Below are 15,249 nucleotides of genomic sequence, written 5' to 3'. Positions count from 1 at the left end.
GTCGCGCGGGCGTGTTCGCGGGCCGGATCAGGGGCTGGGTGTGGCGATCAAACCCAGTTCGGCATCGGAGGCCAGCAGCGGGTGGTGCGGCAGGATACGGATGGTGTAGCCGACCGCGCCCGAGAGCGGGACCGGGGTCTCCACCACGAAAAGGTCCGTCCCGGCGTCGGTTCCGGTGTGGGTCATGGGGAAGATGTGCACATCGGAGAGGTCGTCGCCGGGTGACACCCGGCCCAGGACGGCCTGCACGCTGACATCCGACGGCGTGAGGCCGCCGAGATTGATCCGGGCGTGCAGGGCCAGATTCGCGCCGATGACCGGGGTGTCCGGCAGGCCGGAGCTGTCGACCTGCACGACTTTGACCGTGGGCCACGCGGATTCGATGCGGCGGCGATACTCCGACAGGGCCCGGGCGCCCTTGAAGTCGTCCTGGGCGACGGCCGCGTACGCCGCGGCCGCCGGGGCGTAGTAGTCGACGGCGTAATCGCGAACCATGCGGGAGGCCAGCACCTTCGGGCCGAGCGTCTGCAGGGTGTGACGGACCATCTCCGTCCAGCGCACCGGCAGATCGTCGTGATCGCGATCGTAGAAGCGCGGCAGCACCGAGCGTTCCAGGAGTTCGTAGAGGGCCGATGCCTCCAGATCGTCACGGCGGTGCTCGTCGCGCACGCCGTCGGCGGTCGGGATGGCCCAGCCGTTCTCGCCGTCGTACATCTCGTCCCACCAGCCGTCCCGGATGGAGAGATTGAGGCCGCCGTTGAGCGCGGACTTCATGCCCGAGGTGCCGCACGCCTCCAGTGGGCGCAGCGGATTATTGAGCCAGACATCGCAGCCCCAGTACAGATAGCGGGCCATGGACATGTCGTAGTCGGGCAGGAACACGATGCGGTGGCGCACCTCCGGATCGTCGGCGAAGCGCACCACCTGCTGGATGAGGGCCTTTCCGCCGTCGTCGGCGGGATGGGATTTGCCCGCCACCACCAGTTGCACCGGACGGTCCGGATCCAGCAGCAGCGCGCGCAGCCGCTCCGGATCGCGCAGCATGAGGGTGAGCCGCTTGTAGGTGGGCACCCGGCGGGCGAAGCCGACGGTCAGCACCCGCGGATCGAAGACCTCGTCGATCCAGCCGAGTTCGGCCGGGGCCGCCCCGCGCTCCAGCCAGGAGGCGTGCACGCGGCGGCGCACCTCGTCGACCAGGAGGCCGCGCAGGGCATTCCGGGTCGACCACAGCTCGCGCAGATCCACATCGCAGAGCCGTTCCCAGCCGCGCGCCTCCTCCACCAGCTCGTCACCGATGAGCTCGCGCGCCTTGTCGATCCATTCGCGCGCCGCCCAGGTGGGCGCGTGCACGCCATTGGTCACCGACCCGATGGGCACCTCTCCGGCATCGAAGCCCGGCCACAGCGGCGCGAACATGCCGCGGCTGACCTCACCGTGCAATTGCGAAACGCCATTGGCGCGCTGCGCGAGTCGCAGCCCGAGATGGGCCATGTTGAATACCGACGGATCGGCCTCCCGGCCCAGCGCCAGGATCCGATCCACCGAAACGCCCGGCAGCAGAATGGATTCCCGTTCGCCGTGCGCGCCACCGAAGTAGCGGCGCACCAGCGCGCCCGCGAACCTGTCGATACCGGCGGGCACCGGGGTGTGCGTGGTGAACACCGTCCCGGCCCGCACCGCGGTCAGCGCGGCGTCGAAATCCATTCCGGTGTTCATGAATTCGCGAATGCGCTCGATGCCCAGGAACCCGGCGTGCCCCTCGTTCATATGGAACACGTCCGGATCCGGTAGCCCGTTGGCGCGGGTGAAGGCGCGCACCGCCCGCACCCCGCCGATACCGGCCAGGATCTCCTGTTTGATCCGATGATCCTGATCACCGCCGTAGAGCAGGTCGGTGACCGCGCGCAGCTCCGGATCGTTCTCGGCGATATCGGAATCCAAGAGCAGCAAGGGAATCCGCCCTACCTGCGCGATCCACACCCGCGCCCGCAGCACCCGCCCCTCGGGCATGGCCACATGGATCAGTACCGGCGCGCCGACCGTGTCCGCTCCCGCCCCACCGCCCCCGCCGGTGAGCAGCCGCAGCGGCAGCCCCTGCGGATCCAGCGCCGGATAGTGCTCGCGCTGCCAGCCGTCGGCCGTCAGCGCCTGCCGGAAGTATCCGGACCGATACAGCAGCCCCACCCCGGTGAGCGGCAATCCCAGATCCGAGGCGGCCTTGAGATGATCGCCCGCCAGGATGCCCAGCCCGCCCGAATAGTTGGGCAGCACCTCGGTCACGCCGAACTCCATGGAGAAGTACGCGATCCCCTGCGGCCCCTGCTCCTGCTTGCCGAACCACCGCGGCCGGGTCAGGTAGTCGCGCAGATCCGCAGCCGCCGCGTCCACACGCCGCAGGTACGCCTCGTCCCGAGCCAGCTCGTCGAGCCGCTCCGCGGGCACCTCCCCCAGTATCCGCACCGGATCCCGCCCGACCTCGACCCACAACCGCGGATCCAGCTCGGCGAACACATCCTGCGTGGGCCCATGCCAAGACCAGCGCAAATTCGTCGCCAGCTCGGTCAGCGCGGACAACCGCTCGGGCAGATGGGCGCGGACGGTGAAACGACGCAATGCCTTCACTGTGCCTATTTTGCCCTGCGCTTCGCTGCGGGCGTGTTCGAGTCCCGCAAAGTCTCGTTCCTCCCGCCCTCCGTTCGGTCCGGACCAGACCGGACTCGAACGTCGGGCGCCGCGCTCGGACATCCGCCCACGCCGCGGCCGGGCGACCGCCAGATGCGCTGCGCCGCAATACAGCCCGCGCTCGGGGCGGGCGCAGGCCCGACCTCCGGACCGGTGGTGAACCACGTTCCCCGGGCGCGAAATGGCACCTGAGGTGAGCAGACGGCAGGCTACCTATAACGTGTTCTTATGAGCGAACAGCAGGTCGAGGCGGTCGAAGCGCTGCCCACCCAGGAGCATCACGAGGGCGGGTTCCGGCCGATCGAGCAACTGGCGCGCGACACCACCAAGGGCGGTCCCCACTACGGCGAGCTCATCGAGCAGATGCGCACGCTCATGGACAAGGTGCGCCTCGCCAGCCCGGACGACGAGCTGGCCCTGGAGGCCATCGCCACGTTGAAGGAGCTCAACGACAAGCTCGACAGGGCCGTGGTGGACGAATGGTCCGCACCCACCTGGCATCGCACCGATCTGCCCTCGCGCGGCAATATCACCCTGCCGCCGTTCCTGGTGGACCATGCCGGACGCGACGGCGTCACTGCGCGCATCACCTTCCGGACCTTCCATCTGGGCGGCAACAGCGCCGCCCACGGCGGGCATATCGCGCTCGGATTCGACGATCTGCTCGGCATGACCGCGGCCGTGCACACCCGCGCCGTCACCCGCACGGCCTATCTGCACGTCGACTACCGCTCCATCACGCCGCTGAACACCGAATTGCGGGTGCACGGCTGGGTGGAGCGGGTGGAGGGCCGCAAGGTCTTCGTGCGCGCCACCCTGCACGACGGCGACCGCCTCTGCGCCGAGGCCAACGGCTTGTTCCTCATGCTGAAGCCCGGCCAGCAATAGCCCACCGGGGCCGCACCGGTAAGTTCGACATCGTGACCGGCCGCATCGCCATCGATGACACTGCCCCCGCGATTCCCGGCGGTCGGCCCGCGAAAGCCGTGGTCGGCGAGGTCTTCCCGGTGCGGGCCGTGGTGTGGAGGGAGGGGCACGAGGCGGTGGCGGCCACCCTCGCGGTGCGAGCGCCCGGTTCCTCGCGCACACAGCGCATCCGGATGACCCCGAATTACGAGCCCGACGTCTTCAATGCCACCTTCACACCGGCCAAGCCGGGCGTGTGGACCTACCGCATCGAAGGGTGGAGCGATCCGATCACGACCTGGCGGGCCGCGGTGGAGGCCAAGCTCGCGGTCGGGCAGAGCGCGGTCGATCTGGCCAATGATCTGGAGCTCGGCGCGCGACTGCTGGACAAGGCCGCGCAGGCGGTGCCCAAGAAGCAGTGGGAGACCCTGCGGGCCGCGGCCGAGGCGCTGCGGGCCGATGCGCAACTGCCCGCCCGGGTCGCGCCTGCCTTCAGCAGTGAGGTCGGCGAGATCCTGCGCGCCAATCCGCTGCGCGAACTGGTGACCGCCGGTCCGCAGCACACGGTGCTGGTGGAACGGCAGCGGGCGCTGTTCGGCGCCTGGTACGAATTCTTTCCGCGATCCACGGGTGGATGGAATGCCGAGGGCCGGCCGCTGCACGGGACCTTCGCCACCGCCGCCAAGGAGCTGCCGCGCATTGCCGCCATGGGCTTCGACGTGGTGTACCTGCCGCCCGTGCATCCGATCGGCAAGGTGAATCGCAAGGGGCCCAACAATTCCCTGACGGCCGCGCCCGGGGATGTCGGCTCGCCGTGGGCCATCGGATCCGGCGAGGGCGGGCACGACGCGATTCACCCGGCGCTCGGCGCCGAGGCGGACTTCGCCGAATTCGTCGAGTCCGCACGGGGATTGGGCATGGAGGTCGCCCTGGATCTGGCCCTGCAGTGCGCCCCGGACCATCCGTGGGTGGCGGCGCATCCGGAATGGTTCACCACCCTGCCGGACGGCACCATCGCCTATGCCGAGAACCCGCCCAAGAAGTATCAGGACATCTACCCGCTCAACTTCGACAACGAGCCGGACGCGCTCTACGCCGAGGTGCTGCGCGTGGTGCGGCATTGGATCGGGTTGGGCGTCACCATATTCCGGGTCGACAATCCGCACACCAAACCGGCGGACTTCTGGGAGTGGCTGATCGGGCAGGTCCATCGCGAGCACCCGGAGATCATCTTCCTGTCCGAGGCGTTCACCCGCCCGGCGCGGCTGTACGGGCTGGCGCGGCGCGGGTTCAGCCAGTCCTACACGTACTTCACCTGGCGGGTGCACAAGCACGAATTCGAGGAGTTCGGACGGGAATTGGCCGCCAAGGCCGATGAGGCGCGGCCGAACCTGTTCGTGAATACGCCCGACATCCTGCACGAGACACTGCAATACGGCGGGCCCGGCATGTTCGCGATTCGCGCGGTGCTGGCGGCCACGCTGGGACCGACCTGGGGCGTGTACTCGGGTTTCGAACTGTACGAACATCAAGCGGTGCAGCCGGGCAGCGAGGAGTACCTCGATTCCGAGAAGTATCAGCTGCGGCCGCGGCGCTTCGCGGAGGCGGCGGCGCGCGGAGAATCCCTGGAGCCGTGGCTGACCCGGCTCAATGAGATCCGGCGGGCGCATCCGGCGCTGCAACAGCTGCGCTGCATCCACTTCCATCAGACCGACAGCGATTCGCTGCTGGCCTATTCGAAGGTCGATCCCACCACCGGCGACGCGGTGCTGATCGTGGTGAACCTCAACCCGTTCGGCGCCGAACAGGGCATGGTGTCGCTGGATCTGCCCGCCATCGGGCGGGAGTGGCACGATCGGCCGGTGGTGTACGACGAGATCAGCGGCGAGGAATATCACTGGGGCCAAAGCAATTACGTGCGGCTGGATCCGGCGCGCGCGGTGGCGCACATTCTCGCGCTGCCGCCGGTGGCGGCCCCGGCCCGCACCGAGCTCGCCTATCGGCGTTCGTTCCGATGAACCGGCGCGACCTGCTGCTGCTGGCCGCGGGCACCCATCCCGATCCGCACACGGTGCTCGGCGCGCATCCGCATCCGGGCGGCACCGTCATCCGGGTGCTGCGGCCGCACGCCGAGACCGTGCTGGCCCGCATCGGCGGGGAGGATCATCCCCTGGAGCATGTCGAGCAAGGGGTCTTCGAGGGCGTGGCGCCGTTCCCGGAGCTGTGGGACTACCGGATCGTCACCTCGTATCCGCACGGCCGCACCGTGATCGACGCCGACGGCTATCGGTTCCTGCCCACGCTGGGCGCCATGGATCTGTATCTGCTCGCCGAAGGACGCCACGAGCGGCTGTGGGAGGTGCTGGGCGCGCATCCGCGCCGCTACGACACCCTCGACGGGGAGGTCTCGGGCACCTCGTTCGCGGTGTGGGCGCCGAATGCGCGCGGTGTGGCCGTCATCGGCGATTTCGACGGCTGGAGCGGCAATACCGCGCCCATGCGCCGACTCGGCGGTTCGGGGGTGTGGGAGCTGTTCGTGCCGGGCATCGGCCCGGGCGACAAGTACAAGTACCGGATCCAGGGCGCCGACGGGCGCACCGTCGACCATGCCGACCCCATGGCGTTCGCGACCGAAAAGCCGCCCGCCACGGCATCGGTCGTCACCGAGAGCCACTACGAATGGCAGGACGCGCAGTGGGTGACCGCGCGGGAACGCCGGGATCCGACGCGCGCGCCCATGAGCGTCTACGAGGTGCACCTCGGCTCCTGGCGGCCCGGCCTCGGCTATCTCGAACTCGCCGAGCAGCTGGCCGAATATGTTGCGGCCCAGGGCTTCACCCATATCGAACTGCTGCCGATCGCCGAGCATCCCTTCGGCGGCTCCTGGGGTTACCAGGTCAGCTCCTACTACGCACCCACCGCGCGCTTCGGCTCCCCCGACGACTTCCGCGCCTTCGTCGACCACCTGCACCGCGCCGGGATCGGCGTCCTCCTCGACTGGGTGCCCGCGCACTTCCCGCGCGACGAATGGGCCCTGGCCCGCTTCGACGGCACGCCCCTCTACGAGCACGCCGATCCCCGCCGCGGCGAGCAACTCGACTGGGGCACCTATGTTTTCGACTTCGGCCGCTACGAGGTCCGCAATTTCCTGGTGGCCAACGCGCTGTACTGGATCGAGGAGTTCCACATCGACGGCCTGCGCGTCGACGCCGTCGCCTCCATGCTCTACCTGGACTACTCGCGCCCGGACTGGGAACCCAATGTCCACGGCGGCCGCGAGAACCTGGAAGCCGTTGCGTTCCTGCAGGAAATGAACGCGACCGTGCACAAACTGCACCCTGGCGTGATCACCGTCGCCGAGGAGTCCACCACCTGGCCCGGCGTCACCCGCCCCACCGAGGTGGGCGGTCTCGGCTTCACCATGAAGTGGAATATGGGCTGGATGCACGACACCCTCGGCTATCTCGGCCACGATCCGGTGCATCGCGCCTGGCATCACAACGAGATGACCTTCTCCCTCACCTACGCCTGGAGCGAGAACTACGTCCTGCCCATCAGCCACGACGAGGTGGTGCACGGTAAGGGCACGCTGTGGACCCGCATGCCTGGCGACGACTACACCAGAGCCGGTGGCGTCCGCGCCCTGCTGGCCTACATGTGGGCGCATCCCGGTAAGCAATTGCTGTTCATGGGCCAGGAATTCGGCCAGTTCCGCGAATGGGATCACGACCGCGGCCTGGACTGGCACGAACTCGGCAATCCGCTGCACCGCGGCATCCAGACCCTCGTCCGCGACCTCAATGCCGTCTACACCGCCAATCCGGCCCTGTGGAGCCAGGATACCTCCCCCGGCGGCTACTCCTGGATCGACGCCGACGACCGCGACAACAATGTCCTGTCCCTCCTCCGCTACGGCACCGACGATTCCGTCCTCGCCTGCGTCTACAACTTCTCCGGCCGCCAGCTCGACAAATACCGCATCGGCCTGCCCGACCCGGATCGCACCACCTGGACCGAGATCCTCAATACCGACGCGATCGCCTATGGCGGCGCCGGGATCGGCAACCTCGGCCAGGTCACCGCCGATCCGGAACCCTGGCACGGCCGCCCGATGTCGGCCGCCCTCACCCTCGCCCCGCACAGCGCCGTCTGGCTGCGCGGCCTCCCCCTCGAACGGGAATAACCTGCCGACCGCGGAGGCTCACATCTTCGGAATGCGCAGAGCCCGAGGAGGATCCATGGCAGTTCTCGAAACCCTGGCGCGTGTGTACGTCGACGATCTCAACACCGCCCTGCCGACCTTCACCGCACTCACCGGACTACAGCCGGGCCTGCGGTTCCCTTATCAGGATCTGGAGCTGGCAAGGATCGGCGACTACCTGCTCATCGCCGGTACGCCCGAGGCCCTGGCGCCGTACCGAGGTACGCATGCCACGACGATCGTCGACGATCTGGACGCGGTCCTCGCCCTCTTGGCCGAAACGAACGCGGATATTCTCGACGGCCCCAACGATGTGCCCACCGGCCGCAATCTGACCGTCCGGCACCCGGGTGGCGCGCAGATCGAATACGTCGAATTCGACACCGCCAAGCTCGAATCGGTCGCACCTTGAATAGGCACTGATCTCGAGCCAGGAGGCTCCCGTGGACGGGCGCACCAAGATCACGCTGGACGAGTCCGAGTTGCCGCGGCCGAACGCCATCGCTCGGGCGAAATGGCCGACTACGAACTCCCACAGTCCCGTATCGACGCCGCGTTGAATTCGTTACCACGCATTCCGTGAGATGTGCACGGCCCCATAGGTTTATTGACCCGAAGAGTCTGGTCTTTCCGAGATATATTGCCGTGTAGTGGATTTGAGGTCGCGGCGCCGCACACCCCCCGATTTGAAATCTTCACTCGATAGGAACGGAACCACATGAAGAAGCTGGGCAAGTTCGCGATCATCGGTATGGCCGCGGCCGGAATTCTGGCCTTCGGCGCCGGTATGGCCTCCGCCGACGATCACAGCACTGTGGCCCCGATCGTCGCCCCGGGTGAGCCGAGCCCGAACGGCACCGGGTCGTCGCAGGCCCTCACCGACGTGATCAAGGCGCTGTCCTCGGGTAGCTCCAAGACCGCGCCGACCCCGGCCACCCCGTAGTTCGCGAAACTGCAAAGGGTACTCATACCGCAACCGCGCCGCTCGAGCGGCGCGGTTGCGCTGGTTTCCTGCGATTGTCTTCGGTTGCCCGAGTGCGTCAGTACAGTGCGGCGGCCAGTTTGCGGCGGGCCGCGACCACGATCGGCTCGGCCGGGTCGAAGAGCTCGAACAGTTCCAGCAGGTGGGTGCGGACCCGGGTGCGGTCGTCACCGGCGGTGCGCTTGACCTGGGCGATCAGGCGATCGAAGGCGGCTTCCGGCTGCTGGTTGAACATTTCGAGATCGGCGGCGGCGAGCGCGGCGTCGATATCGGACGGATCGGCATCGGCCTTGCCGACCGAGGCGGGATCGAGATCCTGTACGCGCGCGATGAATTGGACCTGGCGCAGCGCGGCCTTGGCGTCCACATTGCCCGGCTCGGCATTCAGAATGGCCTTGTACGCCGCCTCGGCGGTCGCGAAATCGCCACGCTCCAAAGCCTCTTCGGCCGCCACGAAACGCGGGTCCTCCGGCACCTGCGGCTCTTCCTCGCCGCCTTCACCCACACCGGGCAGCTTGCCGCGCACGGCATCCACCACCGCGGCCAGCCACTGGGTGACCTGGGCTTCGGGCTGATTGCCCTGGAAATCGGCGAGCGGCTGGCCCGCGGCGACCGCGATCACCGTCGGAATGCCCTGCACCCCGAAGGCCTGCGCGATGCGCATGTTCTGCTCGGCCTCGATGACGGCCAGATCCCAGTCGCCGCCGGATTCGCCGACCAGGCGCTCGAGTAACTGCACCAGTTCGACGCTGCCCGGACTTCGCTGGGAGTACAGCGCCACGACCACCGGCACCTGGGTGGAGCGGCGCAGCACCTTCGTCTCGAAATCGGCCTCGGTGACAGTATGGCCGCCGGGCACATCTGCGCTGGGCTGCTGCTTGAGGGCGGACAGGTCCACCGCGCCGGACATGGCGGCGGCGACGGCGGCAGAGGGTCGTCGTGCAGGTCGAGTCACGACATCCAGTCTGTCACGAACGGGCGGCGGAAGTCCCCGGGGTACGGCTCAGTTCACCGAGCTGGCCGGTATTGATAGCCCACCGCTCGAAGAAGTAGCTGGCGAACGGGATGATGGTCGACGCCAGCGCCAGCAGCGTGGTCTTGGCGGGCCATTCGAACTCGCGCGAGGCGAGCAGGCAGCTGATGGCGAAGATGATGAACACGATGCCGTGCGCCATCCCGAACACCATCACCGGCCACGTAATGGGCTCCGGCAGTCGCTTCAGCACCGAACCGGTCAGCAGGAACACCCAGGTGATGGCCTCGAGGATCCCGAAGAATCGAACCCGCTTCGCGACCGTGCTCAGATCGAAGATTTCCACGGCCCCCATTGTGCCGTATGCACTACGACACCCCGTAGTGGACCTCGTCACAAGTTCAGTAGTAATTCCACTTCGCACCGTGGCGGTGGCGAGTCGGCTCGACCTCGACCCCCTTGTGCAGCGCGAGACGCTTGCGCTGGCGTGCGCGCCGCTCGAATACCTTGGCCTCCTTGCGGATTCCGCGGTACGCGCCGCCCCGAGTGAACATGGTCTTCCCGTCCCGCACCTGGATGCGATAGGGCATGGTGTTGTCCGTTCGAGACATCTCGACCTCCGGCCCGGTGGCGACCGCCACCCGTGCTGCCGCACCGAACGGCGAGCCGACCAGGATATCCGCCGCGGCGAGAGCCCCGCCACACGATTTCGGGCCCCGATCCTGCCGAATCGGGGCCCGAACGTGCGTCGCGTGCTAGACGCGGATGATGAGGGCGTCGCCCTGGCCGCCGCCACCGCAGAGGGCGGCTGCGCCGACGCCGCCGCCGCGGCGCTTCAGTTCGAGGGCGAGGTGGAGGACGATGCGGGCGCCGGACATGCCGAGGGGATGGCCCACGGCGATGGCGCCGCCGTTGACGTTGACCTTGGCCGGATCGATGCCGAGCATGCGGGTGGAGGCGACGCCGACGGCGGCGAAGGCCTCGTTGATTTCGACGACATCCAGATCGGCGGGCGAAATGCCTTCGCGCGCACAGGCCTTCAGGATGGCGTTGGCGGGCTGGTCCTGGAGGTTGGAGTCCGGACCGGCGACGACACCGGCGGCGCCGATCTCCGCGATCCAGGTCAGGCCGAGCTCCTCGGCCTTGGCCTTGGACATGACGACCACCGCGGCGGCGCCGTCGGAGATCTGCGAGGCGGACCCGGCGGTGATGGTGCCGTCCTTGCGGAAGGACGGGCGCAGCTTGCTCAGCGATTCGGCGGTGGTGTCGCCGCGAACGCCCTCGTCGGTGGCGAACTTCACCGGGTCGCCCTTGCGCTGCGGGATGGACACCGGCACGACCTCGTCGTCGAAGACGCCGTTCTTCCAGGCGGCCGCGGCCTTCTGGTGCGAGGCGGCCGCGAAGGCGTCCTGATCCTCGCGGGAGACCGGCTCGACGTCGTTCTTCTGTTCGGTGAGCAGGCCCATGGCCTGATCGGTGAACACGTCGTGCAGGCCGTCGTACGCCATGTGGTCGAGCATCTTCACATCGCCGTACTTGAAGCCCTCACGGGACTTCTCCAGCAGATGCGGCGCATTGGTCATGGATTCCTGGCCACCGGCGACGACGATCTCGTACTCTCCGGCGCGAATCAGCTGATCCGCCAGCGCAATTGCATTGATTCCGGACAAACACACCTTATTAACGGTGAGCGCCGGAACATCCATGGCAATGCCCGCGGCCACGGCGGCCTGCCGGGCGGGCATCTGGCCCGCACCCGCGGTGAGCACCTGGCCCATGATCACGTAGTCGACCTGGTCCGGACGCACGCCGCCCTTCTCCAGGGCCGCCTTGATGGCGATACCGCCCAGGTCCGACCCGCTGAAGTCCTTCAACGATCCGAGCAACCGGCCCATCGGGGTGCGCGCGCCGGAGACGATGACGGTGGTGGTCACGATGAGCCCTCGCTTACGTCGTGTATGTCTGGCTCCGCCAACCATCGGAGCCCTACTCAAAGGTAACGGGAGCGCCGAAAGGCCCACTATGTGGGTACGCGCTACCGTTCGAAGGGTGAGCACCACCGAGAACACCGAATTCATCCCCGCGGAATACGTCACGGCCGTCGATCACGTCGGTATCGCCGTACCCGATCTCGATTCCGCCATCGCCTGGTACCGAGACAATCTCGGGATGGTGGAGACGCATCGCGAGATCAACGAGGCACAGGGCGTTCACGAGGCCATGCTGTCGTTTGCGGCGGCACCGGCGGGCTCAGTTTCCCTGCAGTTGCTCGCGCCCTTGAACGAGGACTCCACGATCGCCAAGTTCATTGATCGAAACGGCCCTGGCCTGCAGCAGCTCGCCTACCGGGTCACCGATATCGAGGCTGTCGCCACATTTCTGCGTGAACGGGGCTTGCGTTTGCTGTACGAGGCGCCACGCGCCGGAACCGCAGGTTCGCGCATCAATTTCATCCACCCCAAGGATGCTGGCGGTGTGCTGGTCGAACTAGTGGAGCCAGCCGCGAAATCTACTCACTAGTACCGGAATCGGACACCCTAAAGAGGCTGTAACAACATTCGCGGTCGGGTCACCATCAGTGGTCGCCAGGCTGTAGTTTGTGGGGCATGTCGTCCACTGAGCCCGATCGTAATCGCTTCGTTGCTCTGCCCTTTACCGTCGTGCGGAAGGGGTATGACCGTGATGAGGTGCGCAACTACTTCGACCGTTTTGATGCCGAGCTAAGGGTCACCGCGACCGATCGCGATGCCGCCGCTGCGCAGGCCCATAATTTGGCCGCCCAGCTCGAGGACGCGCGCGACGAGATCGACGAGCTCCGCAAGGAGGTCGACCGCCTCTCGGTGCCGCCGACCACGGCCGAGGGCATGTCCGACCGCATCTCCCGCATGCTGCGCCTGGCCTCCGACGAGGCCTCCGAGGTGCGCGCGCAGGCCCAGGCCGAGGCCGCCGAGATGATCTCCATCGCGGAGCAGCAGGCCACCGAGATGCGCGGCAAGTACGAGTCGCTCCTCGCCGAGACCAAGGAGAAGCGGGAAGCGCTCGAAATCGAATTCGAGCAGACCCTCTCCAATGCCCGCTCCGAGTCGGCCAAGATCATCGACGCCGCCAACGCCGAGGCCGACCGCCTCACCAAGGAGTCCGAGGCCAAGCGCAAGGCCGCGCAGCAGGACTTCGAGGTCACCATGGCCGAGCGGCGCACCAAGCTGACCCGCGCCATGGAGGAGCTGGAGGCCACCAGCCGCGCCGAGGCCGCCCAGCGCATCAAGGATGCCACCGACGAGGCCAACCGCCTCATCACCTCCGCCACCCAGACCGCCGATCGCAAGATCGCGCACGCCAAGGAACTGGCCGAGGAAATGCGCGTACTGCGCGGCCGCGTCCTGGCCCAGCTGCTCGGCATCCGCGGCCAGCTCGATTCCGTCCCCGCCATGCTGGCGGCGGTCAACCGCGAAAGCGAACTGCTCGACGGCGCGCCGGAACAGCGCTCGCTCGGCGGTAAGACCGTCGGTCGGAAGGCGATCTCCGACGTTCGCGAAGACGACATCGTCGACGAAGAGCGCTAGAACGCGGACATCTCCAGCTAGTAAACCGACCGGGCGACAACCCACTCCACCTCGAAGGCCGCTCCCATCCCGGGAGCGGCCTTCCTTATGTCCGGATGCCTGTGCCTTATGCCCGAATGGCCCGCCCGCTACCCGAACAGCCACGCGCCCACCCGGACAGCCACGCGCACAGCGTGATTCAGGACCAGCGGCGGGTGATGCCGCGAGTGTGGCGGCCCTTCCAGCAGCCGGTGTGCCAGTGCCTGCGGTCATCCTCGCCGCCATCGGCGGGCCAAGCCACGATATGGGCAGTGCCCGGCGGGATTTCATGATCGCAACCGGGGCAGCGGTAGTACTTGGTGGCGCGAGTGCCCGGGACGGTGCGAACTATGTACGTTTCGTCGGTACCCGGACCGGATTCGGTGCGGCCGAAGACATCGCCCAGCGGGCGCGGCTCGCGTTGCGACCGCGCCTGCGACTGGTTGGCGCGAGGAGGCTTCCGGCGGGGCATGGACTATGAGCCTAGAACAGGCGGAATTCGTCACTCTCGGTGCCGCGGAGGGCGTTGTAGTCGAGAGTGAGGCACCGGATACCGCGGTCGGTGGCGAGGGTCTTCGCCTGCGGCTTGATCTGCTGCGCGGCGAAGACACCGGCCACGGGAGCCAGCAGCGGGTCGCGGTTGAGCAGCTCGAGATACCGGGTCAGCTGCTCCACGCCGTCGATCTCGCCGCGGCGCTTGATCTCCACCGCGACCGTCGCGCCATCGGCGTCGCGGCAGAGAATGTCGACCGGGCCGATGGCCGTCATGTACTCGCGGCGAATGAGTGTGTAACCCGCGCCGAGGGTTTCGATGTGCTCGGCCAGCAACTCCTGCAGATGCGCCTCGACGCCGTCCTTCTGCAGGCCCGGATCGATGCCCAGATCATGCGAGGAGTCGTGTTCGATCTCCTCGATGGTGATGCGCAGTTCCTCACCGGCCTTGTTGGTGACGACCCAGAGTTTGGCGGCCTCCGTCTCAGAGTCGCGCTCCTCCAGCCAGCACGGCGGGCTCATCCAGTTGAGCGGCTTGTAGGAGCCGCCGTCGGAATGCACCAGCACCGAGCCGTCGGCCTTCATCATGAGAAGACGACGCGCCATCGGCAGATGAGCGGTGAGTCGGCCGACGTAGTCCACTTGGCAACGAGCAATCACGAGGCGCACCGGTCGAGTCTAGAGGTTCACGCCTCGGGCGCTTCGCGCAGGAGGCGCGCGAAAGCGCGTAGACCGGCAATGATTTCCTCCCGATCGATCACCCGGTCAAGGGTGGAGTCGAAATGCGCCTTCATCGTGACAATGTGCCGATCATGCCTGGCGACCACCTCGCGTAGATTCCGCTGCTCCTCCCGACGCTCCTTCAACTCGTGTTCGACGTCCTCCAGCCGCTGCCGGAGTTCGCGCACATCGTCGGGCGGATAGGCGACCTCGTGTGAGATCGTCGCGATCCTGGTGCGAAGGTAGGCGAAATACGCTGCCGCAGGGCGTAAAACCATGCTCCCCAGGAAGAACCCGGCCGCGTAGTACCCGATCGCGTATCCCGAAAGCACCGCCACCAGCGCCGCGATGACCGCGGACAGCACGTGCGCCGCGATGGCGATGGTCAGGGTCCGCTTGCTCAGTGTCGTGATCTCGGCGTCGTACTCCGGATGCACCGAAACCTGCCGTCGCCGTGCGGCTTCGGCGCGATGACCGGCCTGGCGGGCGGCGAAGTAGACATTCCACGGCACCGTGATGACGACGACCAGCCAGAAGAACCTGATGAATCCGAGGCCCGCGCCGATCACCGTCTCGGTATCGACCTCGGCCCATATCGCAAGGGCGGCAACCACGATGATCAACGCGGCGAACGCCCAGAACAACCCCCAGTACTTCTTCATGGGGGTGAGCTTCGCCGAATCGGTTGCCGTGCAACAGCGTATGAATACGC

General features: G+C 67.3%; 15 protein-coding genes. 7 read left to right on the top strand and 8 right to left on the bottom strand.

Annotated features, from left to right (window positions below; genetic code table 11):
* Positions 1–27: 27 nt before the first annotated feature.
* Positions 28–2,622, bottom strand: coding sequence for an alpha-glucan family phosphorylase (glgP, locus tag NC4_RS37575; RefSeq protein ID WP_067549028.1), 2,595 nt, complete (start codon positions 2,620–2,622; stop codon positions 28–30).
* A 288-nt stretch (positions 2,623–2,910) separates the two neighbouring features.
* Between glgP and NC4_RS37570 the strand changes: the two genes are divergently transcribed.
* From NC4_RS37570 to NC4_RS37550, 5 genes are all read left to right on the top strand, one after another.
* Positions 2,911–3,570: a PaaI family thioesterase gene (locus NC4_RS37570; protein WP_067549026.1), complete on the top strand. Its 660-nt coding sequence runs from the start codon at positions 2,911–2,913 to the stop codon at positions 3,568–3,570.
* Between the two features lie 32 nt (positions 3,571–3,602).
* Positions 3,603–5,606 carry an alpha-1,4-glucan--maltose-1-phosphate maltosyltransferase gene (locus tag NC4_RS37565; RefSeq protein WP_067549023.1) on the top strand — a complete coding sequence of 668 codons (2,004 nt, stop codon included), beginning with the start codon at positions 3,603–3,605 and terminating at the stop codon, positions 5,604–5,606.
* Positions 5,603–7,771 carry a 1,4-alpha-glucan branching protein GlgB gene (gene glgB, locus NC4_RS37560; protein ID WP_067549020.1) on the top strand — a complete coding sequence of 723 codons (2,169 nt, stop codon included), beginning with the start codon at positions 5,603–5,605 and terminating at the stop codon, positions 7,769–7,771. Before NC4_RS37565 ends, glgB begins: the two co-directional genes overlap by 4 nt.
* 55 nt (positions 7,772–7,826) lie before the next feature.
* Positions 7,827–8,201, top strand: coding sequence for a VOC family protein (locus tag NC4_RS37555; protein WP_067549017.1), 375 nt, complete (start codon positions 7,827–7,829; stop codon positions 8,199–8,201).
* Positions 8,202–8,507: 306 nt separating this feature from the next.
* Positions 8,508–8,732, top strand: coding sequence for a hypothetical protein (locus tag NC4_RS37550; RefSeq protein ID WP_067549014.1), 225 nt, complete (start codon positions 8,508–8,510; stop codon positions 8,730–8,732).
* 97 nt (positions 8,733–8,829) lie between these two features.
* Here NC4_RS37550 and NC4_RS37545 read toward each other — a convergent pair whose 3' ends face one another.
* The 4 genes from NC4_RS37545 to NC4_RS37530 form a co-directional block, all read right to left on the bottom strand.
* Complete coding sequence (locus tag NC4_RS37545) at positions 8,830–9,681, bottom strand: tetratricopeptide repeat protein (RefSeq protein WP_067549012.1); 852 nt, start codon at positions 9,679–9,681, stop codon at positions 8,830–8,832.
* 58 nt (positions 9,682–9,739) lie between these two features.
* Complete coding sequence (locus tag NC4_RS37540; protein ID WP_439957593.1) at positions 9,740–10,090, bottom strand: DUF3817 domain-containing protein; 351 nt, start codon at positions 10,088–10,090, stop codon at positions 9,740–9,742.
* A 55-nt stretch (positions 10,091–10,145) separates the two neighbouring features.
* Positions 10,146–10,355, bottom strand: a complete 210-nt coding sequence (locus NC4_RS37535; protein WP_157555461.1) for a hypothetical protein — start codon at positions 10,353–10,355, stop codon at positions 10,146–10,148.
* Positions 10,356–10,499: 144 nt separating this feature from the next.
* Positions 10,500–11,678: an acetyl-CoA C-acetyltransferase gene (locus NC4_RS37530; protein ID WP_067549003.1), complete on the bottom strand. Its 1,179-nt coding sequence runs from the start codon at positions 11,676–11,678 to the stop codon at positions 10,500–10,502.
* 115 nt (positions 11,679–11,793) lie between these two features.
* Here NC4_RS37530 and mce point away from each other — a divergent pair, with 115 nt between their 5' ends.
* A complete protein-coding gene (gene mce / locus NC4_RS37525; protein WP_439957592.1) occupies positions 11,794–12,264 on the top strand; it encodes a methylmalonyl-CoA epimerase in 471 nt (156 codons plus the stop codon).
* 86 nt (positions 12,265–12,350) lie between these two features.
* On the top strand, positions 12,351–13,307 hold the full coding sequence (locus NC4_RS37520) for a coiled-coil domain-containing protein (protein ID WP_084530169.1): 957 nt from the start codon (positions 12,351–12,353) through the stop codon (positions 13,305–13,307).
* Positions 13,308–13,485: 178 nt separating this feature from the next.
* On the opposite strand, the gene NC4_RS37515 is transcribed toward NC4_RS37520, so the two are convergent.
* From NC4_RS37515 to NC4_RS37505, 3 genes are all read right to left on the bottom strand, one after another.
* Positions 13,486–13,797: an Rv1322 family protein gene (locus tag NC4_RS37515; protein ID WP_067548994.1), complete on the bottom strand. Its 312-nt coding sequence runs from the start codon at positions 13,795–13,797 to the stop codon at positions 13,486–13,488.
* A gap of 11 nt (positions 13,798–13,808) precedes the next feature.
* Complete coding sequence (gene nucS, locus NC4_RS37510) at positions 13,809–14,486, bottom strand: endonuclease NucS (protein ID WP_067548991.1); 678 nt, start codon at positions 14,484–14,486, stop codon at positions 13,809–13,811.
* Positions 14,487–14,503: 17 nt separating this feature from the next.
* Positions 14,504–15,249: hypothetical protein (locus NC4_RS37505; RefSeq protein WP_218021398.1), on the bottom strand; the 746-nt coding region annotated here is incomplete at its 5' end.

This window comes from Nocardia crassostreae (assembly GCF_001613405.1).
Lineage (GTDB): Bacteria > Actinomycetota > Actinomycetes > Mycobacteriales > Mycobacteriaceae > Nocardia > Nocardia crassostreae.
This window is presented reverse-complemented; position numbering and strand designations above follow the sequence as displayed.

Coding starts and splice junctions, on each gene's coding strand:
- NC4_RS37520 (WP_084530169.1), top strand. CDS start 12,351: ATGTCGTCCACTGAGCCCGATCGTAATCGCTTCGTTGCTCTGCCCTTT.
- NC4_RS37555 (WP_067549017.1), top strand. CDS start 7,827: ATGGCAGTTCTCGAAACCCTGGCGCGTGTGTACGTCGACGATCTCAAC.
- NC4_RS37535 (WP_157555461.1), bottom strand. CDS start 10,355: ATGTCTCGAACGGACAACACCATGCCCTATCGCATCCAGGTGCGGGAC.
- NC4_RS37545 (WP_067549012.1), bottom strand. CDS start 9,681: ATGTCCGGCGCGGTGGACCTGTCCGCCCTCAAGCAGCAGCCCAGCGCA.
- NC4_RS37570 (WP_067549026.1), top strand. CDS start 2,911: ATGAGCGAACAGCAGGTCGAGGCGGTCGAAGCGCTGCCCACCCAGGAG.
- glgB (WP_067549020.1), top strand. CDS start 5,603: ATGAACCGGCGCGACCTGCTGCTGCTGGCCGCGGGCACCCATCCCGAT.
- NC4_RS37515 (WP_067548994.1), bottom strand. CDS start 13,797: ATGCCCCGCCGGAAGCCTCCTCGCGCCAACCAGTCGCAGGCGCGGTCG.
- NC4_RS37550 (WP_067549014.1), top strand. CDS start 8,508: ATGAAGAAGCTGGGCAAGTTCGCGATCATCGGTATGGCCGCGGCCGGA.